The sequence below is a fragment of the Curtobacterium sp. MCPF17_046 genome, from assembly GCF_003224295.1.
Taxonomy (GTDB): domain Bacteria; phylum Actinomycetota; class Actinomycetes; order Actinomycetales; family Microbacteriaceae; genus Curtobacterium.
In genome coordinates this window covers 1-20583 of record NZ_QKLB01000022.1, presented here as the reverse complement: position 1 = coordinate 20583, position 20583 = coordinate 1, and the positions used below count along the sequence as shown (strand labels likewise).

At 68.1% G+C, this 20583-nt stretch carries 17 protein-coding genes and 2 tRNA genes; 11 read left to right on the top strand and 8 right to left on the bottom strand.

Annotation, left to right across the window (positions count from 1 at the left end; translation table 11 throughout):
- Nucleotides 1–34: 34 nt before the first annotated feature.
- Nucleotides 35–997 carry a D-alanine--D-alanine ligase gene (locus DEJ32_RS15025; protein ID WP_110889422.1) on the top strand — a complete coding sequence of 321 codons (963 nt, stop codon included), beginning with the start codon at nt 35–37 and terminating at the stop codon, nt 995–997.
- Between the two features lie 2033 nt (nt 998–3030).
- On the opposite strand, the gene DEJ32_RS15020 is transcribed toward DEJ32_RS15025, so the two are convergent.
- From DEJ32_RS15020 to rpmH, 8 genes are all read right to left on the bottom strand, one after another.
- Nucleotides 3031–4017, bottom strand: coding sequence for a ParB/RepB/Spo0J family partition protein (locus tag DEJ32_RS15020; RefSeq protein WP_110901866.1), 987 nt, complete (start codon nt 4015–4017; stop codon nt 3031–3033).
- A complete protein-coding gene (locus tag DEJ32_RS15015) occupies nt 4017–4949 on the bottom strand; it encodes a ParA family protein (protein WP_110901865.1) in 933 nt (310 codons plus the stop codon). The genes DEJ32_RS15020 and DEJ32_RS15015 overlap by 1 nt, the downstream gene beginning before the upstream one ends.
- Nucleotides 4950–5015: 66 nt before the next feature.
- Nucleotides 5016–5669 (bottom strand): 16S rRNA (guanine(527)-N(7))-methyltransferase RsmG, encoded by a 654-nt coding sequence (gene rsmG / locus DEJ32_RS15010; protein ID WP_110901864.1) that lies wholly within the window; start codon nt 5667–5669, stop codon nt 5016–5018.
- Nucleotides 5666–6148 carry a R3H domain-containing nucleic acid-binding protein gene (locus DEJ32_RS15005; RefSeq protein ID WP_110825818.1) on the bottom strand — a complete coding sequence of 161 codons (483 nt, stop codon included), beginning with the start codon at nt 6146–6148 and terminating at the stop codon, nt 5666–5668. The genes rsmG and DEJ32_RS15005 overlap by 4 nt, the downstream gene beginning before the upstream one ends.
- 47 nt (nt 6149–6195) lie before the next feature.
- Nucleotides 6196–7170, bottom strand: a complete 975-nt coding sequence (yidC, locus tag DEJ32_RS15000; protein WP_110825777.1) for a membrane protein insertase YidC — start codon at nt 7168–7170, stop codon at nt 6196–6198.
- A gap of 7 nt (nt 7171–7177) precedes the next feature.
- Nucleotides 7178–7543 (bottom strand): membrane protein insertion efficiency factor YidD, encoded by a 366-nt coding sequence (gene yidD / locus DEJ32_RS14995; protein ID WP_110825776.1) that lies wholly within the window; start codon nt 7541–7543, stop codon nt 7178–7180.
- On the bottom strand, nt 7540–7890 hold the full coding sequence (gene rnpA, locus DEJ32_RS14990; protein WP_110889426.1) for a ribonuclease P protein component: 351 nt from the start codon (nt 7888–7890) through the stop codon (nt 7540–7542). Before rnpA ends, yidD begins: the two co-directional genes overlap by 4 nt.
- Before the next feature lie 17 nt (nt 7891–7907).
- Nucleotides 7908–8045: a 50S ribosomal protein L34 gene (rpmH, locus tag DEJ32_RS14985; RefSeq protein WP_043595303.1), complete on the bottom strand. Its 138-nt coding sequence runs from the start codon at nt 8043–8045 to the stop codon at nt 7908–7910.
- A gap of 490 nt (nt 8046–8535) precedes the next feature.
- Here rpmH and dnaA point away from each other — a divergent pair, with 490 nt between their 5' ends.
- The 10 genes from dnaA to DEJ32_RS14935 all read left to right on the top strand — a co-directional run bounded on the left by dnaA (nt 8536) and on the right by DEJ32_RS14935 (nt 20129).
- Entirely contained in the window at nt 8536–9990 is a 1455-nt protein-coding gene (gene dnaA / locus DEJ32_RS14980) for a chromosomal replication initiator protein DnaA (RefSeq protein ID WP_110889427.1), read from the top strand.
- 514 nt (nt 9991–10504) lie between these two features.
- Entirely contained in the window at nt 10505–11665 is a 1161-nt protein-coding gene (dnaN, locus tag DEJ32_RS14975; protein ID WP_110825773.1) for a DNA polymerase III subunit beta, read from the top strand.
- A gap of 70 nt (nt 11666–11735) precedes the next feature.
- Nucleotides 11736–12623, top strand: coding sequence for a phosphogluconate dehydrogenase (NAD(+)-dependent, decarboxylating) (gene gnd, locus DEJ32_RS14970; RefSeq protein WP_110901863.1), 888 nt, complete (start codon nt 11736–11738; stop codon nt 12621–12623).
- Between the two features lie 37 nt (nt 12624–12660).
- Nucleotides 12661–14007: a DNA replication/repair protein RecF gene (recF, locus tag DEJ32_RS14965; RefSeq protein WP_110901862.1), complete on the top strand. Its 1347-nt coding sequence runs from the start codon at nt 12661–12663 to the stop codon at nt 14005–14007.
- Nucleotides 14007–14507 (top strand): DUF721 domain-containing protein, encoded by a 501-nt coding sequence (locus DEJ32_RS14960; RefSeq protein ID WP_110825770.1) that lies wholly within the window; start codon nt 14007–14009, stop codon nt 14505–14507. Before recF ends, DEJ32_RS14960 begins: the two co-directional genes overlap by 1 nt.
- A gap of 133 nt (nt 14508–14640) precedes the next feature.
- Nucleotides 14641–16656 (top strand): DNA topoisomerase (ATP-hydrolyzing) subunit B, encoded by a 2016-nt coding sequence (gene gyrB, locus DEJ32_RS14955; RefSeq protein WP_110825769.1) that lies wholly within the window; start codon nt 14641–14643, stop codon nt 16654–16656.
- 112 nt (nt 16657–16768) lie between these two features.
- Nucleotides 16769–19453: a DNA gyrase subunit A gene (gyrA, locus tag DEJ32_RS14950; protein WP_181420705.1), complete on the top strand. Its 2685-nt coding sequence runs from the start codon at nt 16769–16771 to the stop codon at nt 19451–19453.
- Nucleotides 19446–19853 (top strand): DUF3566 domain-containing protein, encoded by a 408-nt coding sequence (locus tag DEJ32_RS14945; protein WP_110825768.1) that lies wholly within the window; start codon nt 19446–19448, stop codon nt 19851–19853. The genes gyrA and DEJ32_RS14945 overlap by 8 nt, the downstream gene beginning before the upstream one ends.
- Before the next feature lie 73 nt (nt 19854–19926).
- Nucleotides 19927–20003: transfer RNA gene (locus DEJ32_RS14940), tRNA-Ile, on the top strand.
- 53 nt (nt 20004–20056) lie between these two features.
- Nucleotides 20057–20129: transfer RNA gene (locus tag DEJ32_RS14935), tRNA-Ala, on the top strand.
- The last annotated feature ends 454 nt before the right edge of the window (nt 20130–20583 follow it).

Sequence of the window (20583 nt, the reverse complement as noted above, 5' to 3'; positions counted from 1 at the left end):
TCGCTCCACCGTACCCCTTCGCAGAGGAACACACATGGCTGAGTTCGCCCGCCGTCACGTCGTCGTCGTCGCCGGAGGGATCTCGCACGAACGCGACATCTCTCTGCGGTCCGGACGACGCGTCGCGGACTCGCTCGCCGGGTACGGATGGCAGGTCGACCTCCGTGACGCCGACGCGTCGTTGCTGCCGGCGCTGAGCGCGGACCGCCCGGACGTCGTGTGGCCCGCGCTGCACGGAGCGTCCGGTGAGGACGGCGCGCTGCGCGGCATCCTGGAGGCCCTGGACATCCCGTACGTCGGCTCACGCTCCACGTCGGCTCGCCTGGCATGGGACAAGCCGACCGCATCGGCGCTCGTCTCTCGGGCCGGCGTCCGGACGCCCCGCTCCGTCACGCTGTCGCACGACGTGTTCCGGGAACTCGGTGCCGTGGGTGTGCTGCAGGCCATCGCCGCGGAGCACCCCGTACCGCTCGCCGTGAAGCCCGCCCGTGGCGGGAGTGCCCAGGGCGTCACCCTCGTCGAGGACGTCGACGATCTGCCTCGTGCCATGGTCGCTGCCTACACGTACTGCGAGGACGCCGTGGTCGAGCAGCTCATCCGCGGGACCGAGATCGCCGTGGGCATCATCGACACGGGCGACGGACCGCTCGCGCTGGCACCGGTGGAGATCGTGCCCCGCAACGGGATCTACGGGTACGAGGCTCGTTACAACGCGGGGGAGACCACGTTCTACACGCCCGCCCGCCTGTCGGAGGAACACTCGAGCGCCGCATCGGCAGCGGCCGTCCTCGCCCACCGCGCTCTGGGTCTGCGGCACGTGTCCCGCGTCGACATCATCGTCGACGGAGCCGGGACGCCGTGGTTCCTCGAAGCGAACGTGCTCCCGGGGCTCACTGAGACGTCCCTCGTACCGCAGGCGCTGTCGGCGTCTGGATTCGACCTCGGCTGGACGTACGCCGAACTCGCGGAGCAAGCCATCCGGGACCACTCGGCCTGAGCGGGGAAGGCCCCCGACGTTCGGACGTTTGGACGTTCCACGTGGAACATCGACCGATCGTGTTCGCGGTGGTCGAGACGCGACAGCCGTCCTGACTCGGAGAACCGGTGCCTCGGGGTGGTCGGGTGCGTCGCCAGGCCCAGCTACCGCCTGTGATCCGCCTGGCTGCCGAGACCAGTCGGCCCGGCAGTGGATGGCTGAGTGCGAACGGCCCACCTGCCCGTTCACGTCACCGGTACCGCAGTGGTGGAGCACGCCTTGTTTCTCCTCGGCACCGGCGGGGCTACTGCGTGCTGATCACAGACGTACCCGCGGCTCGATTCCCTTCGCGCATGCGCGTCGGGCGACCGAACTCGGTCCATGTCAGCCCGCCTGGACCTGCGGCTGCCGCGGAGGGCCACGGAATTCGGGCTACGCAGCGGCGGGCGCTGCGTGGAAGCTCCGGGAGGGCGGAAGTTGACCTTCCAACCCGTGACATGGCGGGGAGCATTGTCTGAGCCCGTCCCCGTGGGCCCGACACTGTGGTTTGAGCGGCAGCCACGGTGCCCGCTCACCACCATCACCTTCTGTCGGTCGATGAGCACCCTGCCGTCGGCAGGCGGCACCGCGGGAACAGTCCGACTGCCGTTGTCCACCCGCCGGCGTGCGACCATCTCGCGGGGAGCCGAAGTACGGCTCGTCCGCTGAGGCGGTGTGAGCAGGACTTCGGAAGAGGCGCCCTTCATCGCCGCTCGCATCGCGGCCCCACCAAAGCGGGTTGAGTTGGGCATACTGCACTCCGAGGTCGCAGCCGAGGGAGCAGAACGGAATGCGGTCTCACGGCGCGGACCAAGCCCTTCAGGCTGCGTCACGGTGGCGATATGGCCGACTCGCTCTTCCTGGGCCTAGCCGTGGTGCATCACTCCTCGATGGAGCCGGTAGTGTCCGATCGAGCAGCGTTGTGGAGGCCGACGTTTCACCTGGAACCTCGCAATCGGTTGCGACTACCGGTGGTGATGCCCGCGGCGCCCGGCCTGCCGTCGTGGCGCACAGACACACCGTGGTGCCCCGTCCGGCTTCTCGCGGGTTCGGGCGCTCCGTCGCTCCGGATACGAACGTCCTTCTCGCACGGCGCGCAGGAATCGTCCTGCGATCGGACGGAGAGTGCCGCCTGGCGTTCCGCACGTCCCACGACCGCGTGTGGTGCCGAGCATTGACCCGCTCGACGGCGAGGCGCCTGGCACCGTGTCCTGACTCGCTCCGGGCGACCGCAGCGCCACACGAAGCAGCCTTGGCTCACATGTTCCACGTGGAACCTCCACGTCCACCGTCTCCTGAGGCGTGCGGCGAGCACCGCAAGCATGCATGCAACCCCCGCGACCTCGGTTCGATGCAGGTCGCCGCAACATCGAGGAGCAACGTCTCCGCCGTGTCGATCGGGCTCGCCTCATGGGCGCTCTCGTCGCCGCTCCGCCGAGTAGCCGCGGGGCAAAGGCGTCGCCTGGTCATTGGCGGAGCGCCTCACGCTCCGGGCACGACAGTAGGACGCCGGAAGAAGAGACGCGCGGTCTGACCACCCGTGACGAGCGCAGTCGCTCCTCCGTGGCCGCCGAGTACCGAAGAGGATCACCGACCAGCGACGACCGATATCCCGGGCGCGTGAACCATCAGCCGCAGGACCAGGTCTCGGCTTCCGACCGTCGGGGGCAGGGTTGTCGTCCTGGAGCGAGAGCTGGCCGAGCAGATTGGCGGCGGGGTCACACTACGCACCGGTATCGACCGCCGATCGTCGGCCGCTCACCTGCCCGGCGAGCCAACCGCCAGTTGGACGTTGCGACGGCCTGGCGCGATCCTAGCGGCGCCATTCCCCCGTGTGCAGAGGCCGGATGAGCGCAAGACGCTCCTGACGGCGTCTGACGCCCCTTCTGCGGCCCGAGAAGGACGAACACGTCCTTCCGGACCAGCAGTAGCGCTCCTCGCCGCTCAGGGCGCCACACAGCGCTCAGGGGAGGCGTGCTCCTGGGATCCGACGGAGAAGCGACTGGCGGCGGCCGTCAGCCAGCGAGGTCCTCGATCCCGAGCTCGCCGAGGATGCGGTTGAGGTCGTCGGCGGTCGCGAAGTCGATCGTCACGGATCCCTTCCGGGCACCGACCGCGATCTTCACGCGGGTGTTCAACCGGTCGCCCAGTCGCTCAGCCATGTCGTTGAAGTGCACCTGCCGCTTCGACGGCTGCGACGGCGTCTTCGCCGGCGCCTTCGTCGACATCTGCTGAGCAATGGCTTCCGCTGCCCGCACGGAAAGGTCCTCGTTCACGATCTTCTCGGCGAGGTACTCCATCGCCTCCGCGTCCGGCGCTGCGAGGATCGCGCGTGCGTGCCCGGCCGAAAGTACACCGGCGGCCACGCGCCGCTGTACGGGGGAGGGCAAGCGCAGCAGACGAATCGTGTTCGTGATCTGGGGGCGGGAGCGCCCGATCCGCTGCCCGAGCTGCTCCTGCGTGATGCCGAAGTCGGCGAGCAGCTGCTGGTAGGCCGAAGCCTCCTCGAGCGGATTGAGCTGAGCGCGGTGGAGGTTCTCGAGCAACGCATCGCGGAGCATCGCGTCGTCGGGGGTGTCCTTGACGATCGCCGGGATCGTGGCGAGCCCGAGCTCCTTCGTCGCACGAAGACGGCGCTCACCCATGATCAGCTCGTACTGCGGCTCGGTGCCAGCTGCACCGGTGATCGGGCGGACGACGATCGGCTGCAGGAGTCCGATCTCCCGGATGGAGTGGATCAGCTCCTGGAGTTCCTCTTCACGGAACTCCTTGCGGGGCTGCTGCGCGTTCGGGACGATGTCCAACGGGTTGAGGTTGGCGAGACGAGCTCCGGGAACCGCGAGGAGCTCCTCCGCCGTTGCCGACTGTCCCGAGGCGGCATTCGCATCGGCGGCGGAGGTGCCTCCGGTCGGAAAGAACACGTCGACGGGACGCTCTTGCTCGTTGGCGGTGGGGATCAGGGCGCCGATGCCGCGCCCGAGTCCGGTTCGCTTGGGTGCCATCAGTGCTTCGCTCCTCGTTCTGCGATCTCGGCAGCAGCCTCCAGGTAGGAAAGTGACCCGCTGGAGTTGACGTCGTAGGACACGACACTCTGTCCGTAGCTCGGTGCCTCGCTGACGCGGACCGAACGGGGGATCATCGCCTGCAGGACCTGATCGCCGAAGTGCGTCCGGACGTCGTTGGCCACCTGGTTGGCCAGGTTCGTCCGACCGTCGTACATGGTGAGCAGGATCGTCGACACCGCGAGGTTCGGGTTGAGGTGACGCTCGATGAGCTCGATGTTGCGAAGGAGCTGGCTGAGCCCCTCGAGCGCGTAGTACTCGCACTGGATCGGGATCAACACCTCCTTCGCTGCCACGAAGGCGTTGATCGTCAGCAGCCCGAGCGACGGCGGGCAGTCGATGAACACGTAGTGGTACGGCTCGTCGACGGAAGCGAGGTACTGGTCGAGAGCGGTCCGCAGACGCTGTTCTCGAGCTACCAAGGAAACGAGTTCGATCTCGGCGCCGGCAAGGTGGATGGTGGCCGGCACGCACCAGAGGGTTTCGGACTCGGGGGACCGCTGGACCGTGTCCGCCATCGGTGCCTCGTCGACGATCACGTCGTAGATGCTCGCGACCTCGGCCTGGTGGTCGATCCCGAGTGCGGTCGACGCGTTGCCCTGTGGGTCGAGGTCGATCACGAGCACCCGAGCTCCGCCGTGCGCGAGGGCCGCAGCGAGGTTGACCGTCGTCGTGGTCTTCCCGACCCCACCTTTTTGGTTCGACACCGTGAACACGCGGGTCTTGTCCGGAAGCGGGAACTGCTGCGTCGCGATCGCCCGGCGCCGTCGGTTCAGGTCAGCGATCTCACGCGCCAGGGGCGTCGAAGCGTCGTAGTCGGTCGATGAACTCAACGAGTGCCTCTTCCCCGGTCGGTGTTTCACGTGGAACATGGGCCGCGACCCGAACGCCTCGTCCGGCGCAGGGCGCGGATCCCCGGTCAGACCGGACCGGGAGCGTCAGTCAACTGTAGCCCGGAAGACGCGGGTGGTCTCTTCGACCACTCCGACTCCGAGCTCGAGCACCTCGACGTCTTCGAGGCGCTTGCGGAGGATGACCTTCCGGGCTGCGGCGACCTCGTCGTCGACGCGCGCACCCTTCATGAGGATGAGCTGCCCACCGGACCGGACCAGGGGCACGGTCAGGGGGATCAGCTTCGACAGCGCACTGACGGCTCGGGCCGTGACCTGGTCGAGCACCAACTCGTCTGCGACGTCCTCGGCCCGGGCTCGGACGACCGCCACGTTCTCGAGACCGAGCCGTTCCGCCTCGCCTCGCAACCACTCCACGCGGCGCTCCATCGGCTCGATCAGCGTCATGGAGACATCCGGTCGTGCGATCGCCAGCACGAGGCCGGGCAGGCCCGCACCCGATCCCACATCGCCGACCGTTCCGCCCTTCTGCAGGAGCGGAGCCAGGAGCGCAGAATTGAGGATGTGTCGCGTCCACAGTCGCGGGAGCTCAAGGGGACCGATGAGCCCGAGTTCCTCGCCACGACGCGCCAGCTCGTTCGTGAAGGACCGGGCGACCTCGAGGCGGTCTCCGAACAGCGTCGCTGCGACCGCCGGCTCGGTCTCGAGGACCGGAGCGTCAGCGGAGCCCGCTTCCGTCATCGGGTGATGACCGTGTGACGGTCCCGACCCTCGCCCTCGGACTCCGAGTGGAAGCCCTTCTCGGAGACCAGGTCGTGGACGAGCTTCCGCTCGTACGACGACATCGGCGGCAGCGCCGCAGTCGTCGATCCCGCTTCGATGCGCTCGATCGCGGTGTCGACCAGCCGCTGGAGCTCGGTCGCCCGAGCGTCGCGGGAGCCCCCGATGTCGAGGATCAGACGACTGAACTCGCCGGTCTCGGCCTGGACAGCGATCCGCGTGAGTTCCTGCAGGGCGGACACGGTGTCGGGCTTCGCGAGGACGCGCAGCGCCTCACCGTCGTCCGAGACCGTCAGGTAGACACGTCCAGCGCGCTCCTCGATCTCGATGTCCCCGTCGAGGTCGCAGATGTCGAGCAGCTCTTCGATGTAGTCGGCGGCGATGTCCGCCTCGTCGCGGCTCTCGTCGTCGCCGCCCTGCTCGCTCGACTGGCCGAGCACCTGCTCGTCCTCGGTCGCGTCGACGACGGCCGTGGTGTCCTGCTCGGTCACTTGCTCTTCCCGTTCTTCTTCGCGCGCGACTTGCCGACCGGCTGCTGGCGCTGGGTGGTGACACGTGCCTCGACCTCGGCCACCGAGGCGCCCGTACCGGCCTCGGTCAGGACGCCGGCAGTGGCCGGGGTGCCGCGGCGCTGGGCCTTCTTGGCGAGACGCGCCTCGCGCGCCAGGGCCGCCTCCGACCCCGGCGTCGGCATGCTGCGGATCACGAAGTACTGCTGGGCCATCGTCCAGATGTTCGAGGCGAGCCAGTAGAACATGACGCCCAGCGGGAACGACAGGCCGGAGATGACGAAGACCAGCGGCAGGATGTACAGCATCATCTTCTGCTGGCGGTACATCGGAGACTCCTTGGTCTCCGGCGACATGTTCTTGGCGACGAGCTGCAGCTGCGTGATGAACTGCGATGCCGTCATCACGACGATCATGGCGCCCGCGATGATCCGGACTTCCCAGCCCGACGCGTTCGTGAAGGTCTCGTGCAGCGGTGCACCGAAGAGTGCAGCGTTGCCGAAGTCCGCCGCCAGCTCGTTCGTGAGCAGACCGATGCCGGCCTTGTTGATCTGCGCCTCGTGCAGCACGGAGTACAGCGAGAAGAAGATCGGCATCTGGATGAGCAGCGGCAGGCAGGAGCTCAGCGGGTTCGTCCCCGTCTCCTTGTACAGCGCCATCGTCTCGCGGGACATCGCCTCGCGCGAGAACTGGTCCTTCTTGCCCTTGTACTTGTCCTGGATCTTCTTCAGCTGCGGCGCGACCTCGAGCATCCGTCGCTGCGACTTGATCTGCCGCACGAAGATCGGGATGAGCGCGGCCCGGACCACGAAGGTCAGGAAGATGATCGACAGGACCCACGTGATGCCCGCGGACGGGTCCATCCCCATGGTCTCGAAGAGCCAGTGGAACCCGACGAGAATCGCGGACACCACCCACTTGAGCGGCCAGAGGAGAGTGTTCAGGATCTCCATGAGGAGGTCACGCCTTTCGAGTGCGCTGGGGGAGCAGCACCGGGCGGATCATGCCGACCGGGTCCTGCTGTTGCTGCGGGCTCGGTGCGAGCACGAACCCGAACCGACTGACGTTGAAGGGGCGGCGACGTTCCCGGACGTCGTCGATCCCACCGGCGGCCCAGGGGTTGCACCGTGCGATCCGCCACGCTCCCATGGCCGAACCGCGGACGACCCCGTACTGCTGGATCGCCTCGAGTGCGTACCGGGAGCACGAGGGGTGGTACCGGCACACGTTGCCGTAGAGCGGCGAGATCACCGCTCGGTAGGCCCGGAGCACGACGACGCACGCGTTGCGCGGGAGCAACGCGACGACCCAGAGGAACCGGTTCATGCTGCCTTCTCCACACCCCGCGCGAAGGCACGCGTGATGTCTCCGAGCAGGGTAGGCCATCCGGCCTGCGCGGCGGCTGGCAGTGCGCGCACCACGACGTCGTACCCGAGCGGAGCGCTCGGCAGCAGACCGTGTGCGATCGCCTTCAGCCGGCGACGCACGAGGTTGCGCGTGACCGCGTTCCCGACGGTCTTCGCCACGATGAACCCGAACCTGGTGGGACCGCCGTCGTCATCGAGGCGACGGACCACCGACACGACGACGTGCGCCGTGGCGCTCCTGCGGCCACGACGCACGGTCGATCGGTAGTCGTCGCCTCGGACGATGCGGTTGGCTCGGGCCAACACGGCGAGGACCCCGCGGATCAGGCGGAGAGCTCGGTGCGCCCCTTGCCGCGGCGTGCGGCGAGGATGGCGCGGCCGGCACGGGTGCGCATGCGGGCGCGGAAGCCGTGCTTCTTGGCGCGGCGGCGGTTGTTCGGCTGGAAGGTGCGCTTGCTCATGATGATCTCCACACGGCTGCTCGCGGCGAGCCGTCACGTATGCATTGGTTGACGCGGATGGCGCGACCGAACGGCCGCAGTCAACTGGACAACGGTACGTGACGACGGCTGGGAGGTCAAACGTCCCCGTCCCCGTCCGCGCTCCCACGGTGACGCCTCCGGGTTCTCCACACTGGGGACAACTCCCGTTCGGTGGGACACGGTGCGGTCCCGTACAGTTGTGGCACTGCACGGCCGGATGCCCGGTACTGCGGGGGAGTACCTCACTCGTCTCCGGTGGACCAGCCGGGGAGGACACTGTGGACAACCCTGTGGGAAGCTCGTCGTCGGACCAGCGCCCGCACCACCGCACCAGCCGTCCGCGGAACGCGGGAGCGGTTCCGCCCGCACCCGCGTGTCGTCGGTCGGTCGCCGCCACCGCCCGTCCCGACGGGCGAGAGACCACACCCGAAGCCGCAACCGAGCAACGAGACCAGGAGACGAGCGCGACATGACGCCGGCCGACCCCGTCGAGGACCTCTGGTCGTCAGTGCTCGGCATCCTGTCCGACGACGACCGGATCACCCCGCAGCTCCACGGCTTCCTCAACCTCGTCGAGCCCAAGGGCGTGCTGGCCGGCACGCTCTACCTGGAAGTGCCGAACGACCTCACCCGCGGGATGCTCGAGCAGCGCATCCGGGTCCCCATCACCGAAGCGGTCTCCCGGATCGGAGACGACTCGGTGGCGAACTTCGCGATCACGGTGAACCCCGACATGGCCTCCGAGCCCCGGGTCGACGCCGTCGCGGTGCCGTCCTACGCCGAACCGGTCCAGGAGCAGGTGCAGCAGAGCGCCGCTCCTCGGCAGTACATCGAGGCGCCGTTCGTCCCGAGCCAGGTCGACTCCCCGGGCACCAGCGGGCGCCCCGAGTCCCGGCTCAACCCGAAGTACAACTTCGACAACTTCGTGATCGGTGCCTCGAACCGGTTCGCCCACGCAGCCGCGGTCGCGGTCGCGGAAGCGCCGGCGAAGGCGTACAACCCGCTCTTCATCTACGGCGACTCGGGTCTCGGCAAGACCCACCTGCTCCACGCGATCGGCCACTACGCGGAGAGCCTGTACCCGGGCATCCGCGTCCGGTACGTGTCGAGCGAGGAGTTCACCAACGACTTCATCAACTCGATCGCGAACAACCGCTCGAACCAGTTCCAGCAGCGGTACCGCGACATCGACATCCTGCTCATCGACGACATCCAGTTCCTGCAGGGGAAGGACTCCACGCAGGAGGCCTTCTTCCACACGTTCAACACGCTGCACGACCACAACAAGCAGGTCGTGATCACGTCGGACGTCGCCCCGAAGCACCTCACCGGCTTCGAGGACCGGATGCGCAGTCGCTTCGAGTGGGGTCTCATCACCGACGTGCAGGCGCCGGACCTCGAGACCCGCATCGCGATCCTCCGCAAGAAGGCGCAGTCCGACCACCTGCAGGTGCCGGACGACATCATGGAGTTCATCGCGTCGAAGGTCTCGAGCAACATCCGGGAGCTCGAGGGGACCCTGATCCGGGTGACCGCGTTCGCGAGCCTCAACCGGACGGCCGTCGACATGGCGCTGGTGCAGACGGTCCTCAAGGACCTGATCACCCTGGACGAGGACAACGTCATCGCGCCGACGGACATCATCAACCACACCGCGGAGTACTTCAAGCTCTCGGTCGACGACCTCTACGGCTCGTCCCGGTCGCAGGCGATCGCCACCGCACGACAGATCGCGATGTACCTGTGCCGTGAGCTGACGAGCCTGTCGCTGCCGAAGATCGGCCAGCTGTTCGGCAACCGCGACCACACGACGGTCATGTACGCGAACAAGAAGATCGCCGAGCTCATGAAGGAGCGGCGCTCGATCTACAACCAGGTCACGGAACTGACCAGTCGGATCAAGCAGGACCGCCGCTACCGGTAGCGAGCATCCCGCTGCCACCCCCCGTCCAGGGCCCACGCCGCCGGTCCCTGACCGACGCGAAGCGGCGGGCAGGCCGTGCCGGTGGGGAGAGGCCCGTCCCAGACCCGGGATCGGCCTCCTTCTGCGTGCGTCCACCATCTGAGACGGTTCCATGCGGCGGATTCCCCACAGTGTGGAAAGCCTGTGGATAACTGTGGAGGACACGCCGCTCCGTTGTTCACAGCTGGTGGGGTGTCTGTGGAAACTGGGGATGGAAGTGGATAGATGACTTCCCCTCATCCATAGGCCGCCCACACGCCGCCAACAAGTGACACGGTTGTAGTTCCCTGTCGCCGAGCGGCATCCCCAGAGTTGTCCACAGTGTGCACAGGCGTTAAGACCATTACTCCTCTCTTCTCTCTCCCTCTCCCTGGGCCAACCCCTGGGGACGGCGGATGACACGGATCGGCGGTCTGCCGCCGCTGTGCCACAATGGGGCGGCCGGACAGTCAACCGATCGACAGGGGTCCACGCTGTGAAGTTCGAGGTCAACCGGGACGTCTTCTCCGAAGCCGTCTCCTTCGCGGTGAAGCTCCTCCCACAGCGCACGACCCTCCCGATCCTGTCCGGTGTGCTCATCCACGCCGACGGTGATCGTCTGACGCTCTCGTCGTTCGACTACGAGGTCTCGGCACAGACGTCGATCGCCGCTCAGATCGACGACCCCGGCACGGTGCTCGTCTCCGGCCGGCTGCTGAACGACATCGCGAGCCGGCTGCCGAACGCCCCGGTCACGTTCTCCACGGAGGACTCCCGCATCACCGTCACCTGCGGATCCGCGCACTTCACGCTGCTGTCCATGCCGGTGGAGGAGTACCCGACGCTGCCGGAGATCGGTCCGCAGACCGGTGTCATCCCCGGCGACTCGTTCTCCGAAGCCGTGTCGCAGGTGGCCGTCGCCGCCAGCCGCGACGACGTGACCCCGGTCATCACCGGCGTCCAGCTCGAGGTCGGCGAGAGCGACGTCTCGCTCATCGCGACCGACCGCTACCGCGTCGCCGTCCGGACCATCCAGTGGGACTCGGGCCGTCCCGGCGGAGACGCCGAGCCGGCGCCGACGCTGCACGCACTCGTCCCGGCCCGCACCCTGCAGGAGGTCGGCCGCACCTTCGGCTCGGCCACCACCGTCTCGGTGTCGATCAGCGGTGGCTCCGACCGTGAGCTCATCGCCTTCCAGGCCGACGACAAGACCGTGACGTCGCTGCTCATCAAGGGCAACTACCCGCCGGTCCGCCGACTGTTCCCCGACACGGTCCAGGACCACGCGGTGATCAACACCGCGGAACTGGTCGAGGCCGTCCGACGGGTCTCCCTCGTGCTGGAGCGCGAAGCCGCGCTCCGCTTCTCCTTCTCGGTCGACGGGCTCACGCTCGAGGCGATCGGTTCCGAACAAGCGCAGGCGTCAGAGTCGATCGATGCGTTGCTGACCGGTGAGGAAACGGTGGTCTCCCTGAAACCGGCCTTCCTCCTGGACGGGTTGAATGCGGTGCACTCCGAGTTCGTCCGGATCTCCTTCACGAAGACGGAGAACCCGAACAAGCCCGGACCGGTCCTGATCACCGGGCAGTCCTCGCGAGAGGAAGCTGCCACGGACGGGTACCGGTACCTGTTGCAGCCCAACCTGCTGCTGCGCTAGCCGCAACAGCCATCCAGCGCTGACGCGTGGACACCAGCATCAGCGCGACATCGACGAAGAAGAGGAAATCATGCAGATCGGTCTTGTCGGCCTCGGGAAGATGGGCAACAACATGCGTGCGCGTCTGCGCAACGCAGGGATCGACGTCGTCGGGTACGACGCCAACCCCGCCGTCTCGGACGTCGCCGACCTCGGCGCCCTGGCAGAAGCCCTCACCGACAGCAAGCGTCTCGTGTGGGTCATGGTCCCGCACGGCAAGATCACCGACGACGTGATCACCGACCTGGCCGGCGTGCTCAGCGAAGGCGACCTCGTCATCGACGGTGGCAACTCGAAGTGGCTCGACGACACCGTCCACGCCGAGCAGCTGGCTGCCAAGGGCATCCGCTACATGGACGTCGGCGTCTCCGGCGGTGTCTGGGGCAAGGACAACGGCTACGGCCTCATGGTCGGCGGTGCTGCCGAGGACGTCGAGTTCGCGATGCCCGTCTTCGACGCACTGCGCCCCGAGGGCCCGCGCGAAGAGGGCTTCTCGCACGCCGGCGGCATCGGCGCGGGCCACTACGCGAAGATGGTCCACAACGGCATCGAGTACGCGATCATGCAGGCGTACGGCGAGGGCTACGAGCTCCTCGAGGCGAAGGACATCATCAAGGACGTCCCCGCCGTGTTCGCCGGATGGCAGCGCGGCACCGTCGTCCGCTCCTGGCTGCTCGACCTGATGGTCCTCGCGCTGAACGAGGACCCGAAGCTCGACGCCATCGAGGGCTACGTGGAGGACTCCGGCGAGGGCCGGTGGACCCTGGAAGAGGCCATCGAGCACGCGGTGCCGATGCCGGCGATCTCGGCGTCCATCTTCGCGCGCTTCGTCTCGCGTCAGGGCAGCGCGTCCCCGACGATGAAGGCCGTCGCGGCACTCCGCAACCAGTTCGGCGGCCACGCCGTCAAGAAGGCGTAGCCGGTCGGGGTAACCCCCTCGACTCGTTTCGGCCCGCGTGCACGTCGACCATCTGCAACTCTCCGACTTCCGGAACTACCGGGAGGCGGACGTCGACTTCGCACGCGGGCCGAACCTGTTCGTCGGTCGGAACGGCCAGGGCAAGACGAACCTGGTCGAGTCGATCGGGTACCTCTCGACCCTCGGGTCGCACCGCGTCCCCACCGACGCGGCGCTCGTGCGACAGGGATGTGACTCGGCGGTCGTCCGGGCACGGCTCGCGCACGAGGACCGCAGCATCCTCGCCGAGGTGCAGATCAACCGGACGGGGTCGAACCGGGCGCAGGTGAACCGGTCCGCGATCAAGCCCCGCGAGCTCCCGCGCTACTGCACCAGCGTGCTCTTCGCCCCCGAGGACCTGGCACTCGTGCGCGGCGAGCCATCGGGGCGCCGGCGGATGATCGACGAGCTCCTCGTCCAGATCGCCCCGCGCATGCAGGGCGTGCTCGCCGACTACGACCGCACGCTCCGCCAGCGGAACACCCTGCTGAAGTCGGCCCGCGCGACCGGGGCGAAGGCCGGGGCGCTCTCGACGCTCGACGTCTGGGACGACCGGCTCGTGGCGTTCGGCGCCGAGATCATCGCCGCCCGCGACCACCTCACCCGCCGGCTCGCCCCGTTCGTCACCGAGTCGTACGCGACGGTCGCGGGCGAGCGGCACCAGGCGTCGATCGCCGGCGTCCTCAGCGTGCGGGGTGCTGATCCGGAGGACGCGGCGGCCACCGACCCGGTCCTCGGGACGCCCGAGGAACCGGTCACGACCGCGTCGGCGGCAGAGGCGTTCCGCGTGGCGCTCGAGCGCCGTCGGCGGGACGAACTGGACCGCGGCCTGACGCTCACCGGACCTCATCGGGACGACGTGCTCTTCGAGCTGAACGGGTTACCGGCCCGCGGGTACGCCAGTCACGGGGAGTCCTGGTCGTTCGCGCTCGCGGTGCAGCTGGCGTCGGCGACGATCCTGCGTGCCGAGTCATCCCTCGGCGACCCGATCATCATCCTCGACGACGTGTTCGCGGAGCTCGACGAGTCACGGCGGGAGCGCCTGGCCGGGGCGGTCGCCGACTACGAGCAGGTGCTCATCACGGCCGCCGTGCACGGCGACGTGCCCGGTCAGCTCGCGGCGCACACCGTGCGGATCGAAGCGGGCGCGATCGTGCGGGACGCGGACGACGCGGGTCGGGCCTCCCGTCCGGAGGTGCCGGAGGCGACCGACGTCGCTCCGGCCGATCCCACCCCGACCGACGCCGCTCCGGCCGACGCCGCTCCGGCCGACGCCGCTCCGGCCGATCCCGCTCCGGCCGACCCCGCCCGGTCGGCCGACACCGTGGACCGGACGGCACCCTGATGCCGAAGCCCTGGAGACCGGCCGAGCCCTCGCGGGTGTACCAGCACTTCAAGGCCGTGTTCGGCGACCCGTCGAAGCGGGGGGTCGACGCGCGTCGGCGCCGGGCCGCCGGACAGGACCCGGACTCGGTGCCGTATGGGAAGGGACGGGAGCCCACCGGCCTCGGCGACGTGATGGGTGCGCTGACCGCCGAGCTCGGATGGACGGAGCCACTGGCCCGCTCGGAACTGTTCGTCGACTGGCCGAGCGTCGTCGGTGACGAGCTCGCGAAGCACTCCACGCCGGTGACGATCGAGGACGGTGCACTCGTCATCCGGTGCGACTCGACGGCGTGGGCGACGCAACTCCGACTCATGCGCGGGACCGTCACGACGACCATCGCCCAGCGGTACCCCGCGGCGGGCGTCGAGTCGATCCGGGTTTCCGGCCCGGACGCCCCCACATGGAAACGCGGCCTCAGGTCGGTCCAGGGGCGCGGCCCCCGCGATACCTACGGCTGACCAGACGAAATCATCCATCCGTCTGAGATTCGTCGCTCTGCGAGGCGTACGGCCCCCGGACGGAGCCCTGCCTGCGGTAGACTGGGACGTGCAGTGTGCGGGTGTTCCGCGCGCAGGCAGGAGCACTCCCGACATGACATCTGAATCTGACGACGACCAGCGAGACCCGCAGAACGACGAGGCCCAGCCGCAGGCCCCGCAGAGCGAACCATCGTACGGCGCAGACCAGATCCAGGTGCTCGAGGGGCTCGAGGCCGTCCGGAAGCGCCCGGGCATGTACATCGGGTCGACCGGTCCGCGTGGTCTCCACCACCTGGTGCAGGAGATCGTCGACAACTCCGTCGACGAAGCCCTGGCCGGGTACTGCGACACGATCGACGTCACCATCCGCGAAGACGGTGGCGTCCGCGTGGTCGACAACGGCCGTGGCATCCCGGTCGACATCCACCCCAACGAGGGCATCTCGACCGTCCAGCTCGTCCTGACCGTCCTACACGCCGGCGGCAAGTTCGGCGGTGGCGGGTACGCCGTCTCCGGTGGTCTGCACGGTGTCGGGTCCTCCGTCGTCAACGCCCTGTCCAGCGAACTCGACGTCGAGGTCCGTCGGCAGGGCCACGTCTGGCGGCAGAGCTACACGGACGGGGTGCCGGTCGCGCCGCTCTCGCAGGACGAGGCCTCGGACGTGACGGGCACGACCATCACGTTCTGGCCGAACGCCGAGATCTTCGAGTCGGTGGAGTTCGACTACGAGACCCTCCGTACCCGGTTCCAGCAGATGGCCTTCCTCAACAAGGGCCTGCGCATCACCCTCGTGGACGAGCGGACGCCGGCCGAGGGCGAAGAGGCGCGCAAGGACTCCTTCCGCTACGAGCGCGGTCTCGCCGACTACGTCGAGTACCTCAACGCGCAGAAGAAGGCCGACCTCGTGCACCCCGACGTCATCGGGTTCGAGGCCGAGGACCCGGAGCGCAAGATCGCGCTCGAGGTCGCGATGCAGTGGAACACCTCGTACCAGGAGAGCGTCCACACCTTCGCGAACACGATCAACACGCACGAGGGCGGCACGCACGAGGAGGGCTTCCGCGCTGCGCTGACGACCCTCGTGAACCGCTACGCGCGCGAGACGAAGATCATCAAGGAGAAGGACGACAACCTGACGGGTGACGACATCCGCGAGGGCCTGACCGCCGTCATCTCCGTGAAGCTCGGCGAACCGCAGTTCGAGGGCCAGACGAAGACCAAGCTCGGCAACACCGAGGCGAAGTCCTTCGTCCAGCGCGTGGTCGGCACGGAACTCGTGCACTGGTTCGAGAGCAACCCGTCGCAGGCGCGCGACGTGGTCCGCAAGGCGATCCAGGCCTCGCAGGCGCGTCTCGCCGCCCGCAAGGCCCGCGAGACCACCCGCCGCAAGGGCCTCTTGGAGTCCGGCGGCATGCCGGGCAAGCTCAAGGACTGCCAGTCGAAGGACCCGACGCTGTCGGAGATCTTCATGGTCGAGGGTGACTCCGCCGGCGGTTCCGCCGTGCAGGGTCGGAACCCGATGACGCAGGCGATCCTGCCGCTGCGCGGCAAGATCCTCAACGTCGAGAAGGCCCGCCTGGACCGAGCCCTCGCCAACCAGGAGATCCAGTCGATGATCACGGCGTTCGGTGCCGGCATCGGCGAGGACTTCGACCCCGACAAGGCCCGGTACCACAAGATCGTGCTGATGGCCGATGCCGACGTCGACGGCCAGCACATCACCACGCTGCTGCTCACGCTCCTCTTCCGCTACATGCGTCCGCTCATCGAGCGCGGCTACGTGTACCTCGCGCAGCCGCCGCTGTACCGCCTGAAGTGGTCGAACGCCGCGGACCAGTACGTGTTCAGCGACCGGGAGCGCGACGCGATGCTGCAGTCCGGCATCGCCGCCGGCAAGCGCATCCCGAAGGACAACGGGATCCAGCGCTACAAGGGCCTCGGCGAGATGGACTACAAGGAGCTCTGGGACACCACGATGAACCCGGACACCCGCACGCTCCTGCAGGTCACGCTCGAGGACGCCGCCGCGGTGGACAGTGTCTTCGCGACGCTGATGGGCGAGGACGTCGAGTCCCGTCGCCAGTTCATCCAGCAGAACGCGAAGGACGTCCGCTTCTTGGACATCTAGGCCGGGAGGCGCGGCGGACGCCGCGTCGACCCGTCCCGACACCTCGTGGTCGCGCCCGGCGTGACCAACGGACGACGAGCCTCCAGGCTGTCAAGGAAGGCAACGCAAGCACATGGCTGACGACAACGAGAACGGCGCCGACGAGCCCGAGATCGTGCACGGCTCGAGCGGGGACATCGTCGTCTCCGGTGACCGCATCTCGCAGGTCGACCTGCAGCTCGAGATGCAGCGCTCGTACCTCGACTACGCGATGTCCGTCATCGTCGGACGCGCCCTGCCGGAGGTCCGCGACGGCCTGAAGCCCGTGCACCGCCGCGTGATCTACGCGATGTACGACGGCGGCTACCGACCGGACCGGGCCTTCTCGAAGTGCTCACGCGTGGTCGGCGACGTGATGGGCCAGTTCCACCCGCACGGTGACAGCGCCATCTACGACGCACTCGTCCGACTGGTGCAGCCATGGTCGCTCCGGTACCCGCTCGCGCTCGGTCAGGGCAACTTCGGGTCCCCGGGCAACGACGGCGCCGCGGCCCCGCGGTACACCGAGACCAAGATGGCCCCGCTCGCGCTCGAGATGGTGCGGGACATCGAGGAAGAGACCGTCGACTTCCAGGACAACTACGACGGTCGCACGCAGGAGCCGTCTATCCTGCCGTCGCGCTTCCCGAACCTGCTCGTCAACGGCTCGGTCGGCATCGCGGTCGGTATGGCCACGAACATCCCGCCGCACAACCTGCGCGAGGTCGCCGCCGGCGCGGTGTGGGCGCTCGAGCACCCGGACGCCTCGCGCGAGGAACTCCTCGAGGCGCTCATGCAGCGCATCAAGGGTCCCGACTTCCCGACCGGCGCGCAGATCCTCGGCACCCGGGGCATCGTCGACGCCTACCGGACCGGTCGCGGATCGATCACGATGCGGGCGGTCGTCAACGTCGAGGAGATCCAGGGCCGCACCTGCCTCGTCGTCACCGAGCTGCCGTACCAGGTCAACCCCGACAACCTTGCGATCAAGATCGCCGAGCTCGTCAAGGACGGCCGTCTCGCCGGTGTCGCCGACATCCGTGACGAGACCTCCGGCCGCACCGGGCAGCGCCTGGTCATCGTGCTGAAGCGTGACGCGGTCGCCAAGGTCGTGCTCAACAACCTGTACAAGCACACGCAGCTGCAGGAGAACTTCGGCGCGAACATGCTCGCGATCGTCGACGGCGTGCCCCGCACCCTGGCGCTCGACGGGTTCATCTCCGCCTGGGTCGACCACCAGATCGAGGTCATCGTCCGGCGGACCCGGTTCCGCCTGCGCGAGGCCGAGAAGCGAGCGCACATCCTGCGCGGGTACCTCGCGGCGCTCGATGCCCTCGACGAGGTCATCGCCCTCATCCGTCGGTCGCCCGACGTCGAGGAGGCCCGCAACGGCCTGATGGAGCTGCTGTCCGTCGACGAGATCCAGGCCCGCGCGATCCTCGAACTCCAGCTGCGTCGTCTGGCCGCACTCGAGCGTCAGAAGATCCACGAGGAGGCCGAGGCGCTCGAGCTCAAGATCGCCGACTTCGAGGACATCCTCGCCCGCCCGGAGCGCCAGCGCTCGATCATCATCGACGAACTCACCGAGATCGTCGACCGCTTCGGTGACGACCGTCGGACCGAGATCATGCTCGGCTTCGACGGCGACATGAGCATGGAAGACCTGATCCCCGAGGAAGAGGTCGTCGTCACCATCACCCGCGGCGGGTACGTCAAGCGCACGCGGAGCGACCAGTACCGCTCGCAGCACCGCGGTGGCCGTGGTGTCCGCGGCGCCCAGCTCCGCGCGGACGACGTCGTCGAGCACTTCTTCGTCACGACGACCCACCACTGGTTGCTGTTCCTCACCGACCAGGGTCGCGTCTACCGGGCGAAGGCGTACGAGCTGCAGGAGGCCGGGCGGGACGCCAAGGGCCAGCACTCGGCGAACCTCCTCGCCATGCAGCCGGACGAGCAGATCCAGCAGGTGCTCGACATCCGCGACTACGAGGCGGCGCAGTACCTCGTCCTCGCCACCGAGCAGGGTCTCGTGAAGAAGACCGCGCTCACCGAGTACGACACGAACCGCACCGGCGGCATCATCGCGATCAACCTGCGCGAGGGCGACAAGCTCCGCTCGGCGCTGCTCGTCGACGAGCACGACGACCTGCTGCTCGTGTCCCGGCACGGCATGTCGCTCCGCTTCACCGCCACGAACGACACACTCCGGCCGATGGGTCGGTCGACGTCCGGCGTGAAGGGCATGTCCTTCCGCGGTGACGACACACTGCTCTCGGCCTCGGTCGTCTCGGACGACGGTTTCGTCTGGGTGATGACCGAGGGCGGCTACGCCAAGCGCACGTCCGTCGACCAGTACCGCATCCAGGGACGCGGCGGACTCGGCATCAAGGTCGCCCGTCTGGCCGCCGATCGCGGCGACCTGGTCGGTGCGCTCATCGTCGGTGCGGACGACGAGGTGCTCGTCGTGCTGCAATCGGGCAAGGTGGTAAGGTCTGCCGTGGCCGAGGTCCCCGCCAAGGGACGCGACACGATGGGGGTCGTCTTCGCGAGGTTCGCGGAGAACGACCGGATCATCGCCGTGGCCCGGAACAGTGAGCGGAACCTGGACGACCAGGAGGACGCCGAGATCGAGCCCGCCGGCCCGGTCGAGACCGTCAGCCCGGACGACGCGGTCGCCGACGCCGCCGACGCAGAGCTCGTGGAGGAAGTCTCCGCGGACGCACTGCCCACCGACGCCGAGCCTGCCGAGGCCGGAGAGGACGAGTCAAGCAATGAGTAGTGTCGCCGAGAAGCTCCAGCGGAAGGCGAAGCGGCCCGTCGGCACTCGTCAGGTGCGACTCCGTCTGGTCTACGTCGACTTCTGGTCGATGGTGAAGCTCTCCTTCCTCATCGCCCTGGCCGGCTCGATCGTGATCGTCGTGGCCACGGCGCTGGTGTGGATCATCCTGAACCAGACCGGGGTGTTCGAGCAGATCGACAGCCTGCTGAAGGACGTCACGGGGCAGAACAGCTACTCGATCATGGACCAGTTCTCGCTGGGCCAGGTCCTCGGCTTCTCGGTCGTCGTCGGCATCCTCAACGTCGTGGTCGGGACCGTGCTGGGCGCGATCGTCAGCGTCCTGTACAACCTCAGCGTGCGGATCACGGGCGGCGTGCTCGTGGGCTTCACCAACAACTGACCCGGTCCGGGTGGCGCCCAACGCCTCGATTTCGCTCCAGCGTGATCGTGGGGTAGGCTTTCATCCGGTCTGAGGGGCTATAGCTCAGGCGGTTAGAGCGCTTCGCTGATAACGAAGAGGTCCAAGGTTCAAGTCCTTGTAGCCCCACCACAACTCAACTCCCGCGTCGGAAGTCTCGGCGTCGCGACCGGTCCGGTCGCTCCGGGGCCTTAGCTCAGTTGGTAGAGCGCTGCCTTTGCAAGGCAGATGTCAGGAGTTCGAATCTCCTAGGCTCCACTCCCTCTGCGTGAGCTCTGCTCCGCTCGTTCCTCGCTCCGGCGCGGTCGGTCGCACGACGCGCCGCGCGCTGTCCGTCGAGGTTCCGCAATGTGCTGCTCTCGGCGCTCGGGATGCGCGAATTGTGGAACCTCAGCGATCGGGTCACGGCGTGTTGTGCGACCTCGAGCTCCGACATGACGCGGGTCAGGGTGCTCTGATGGGGCCGTGCTCGCTCGGGCATGGTCCGCGCGGGGTCACCTCGGCGGTCGCACCGGGGTCGCACGACGTGCCGCCCGCTGTCCGTCGAGGTTCCGCAATGCGCTGCTCTCGGCAGTCGAGGTGCGCGAATTGTGGAACCTCGACGTTGGGGCGGCGGCGAGTCGTGCGACCTCGGGGTCGGCTCGGGGCGGGGGCGGGGCGCCCGGGCCTCCTGCTGTCTCTTATACACATCTCCGAGCCCACGAGACATCTC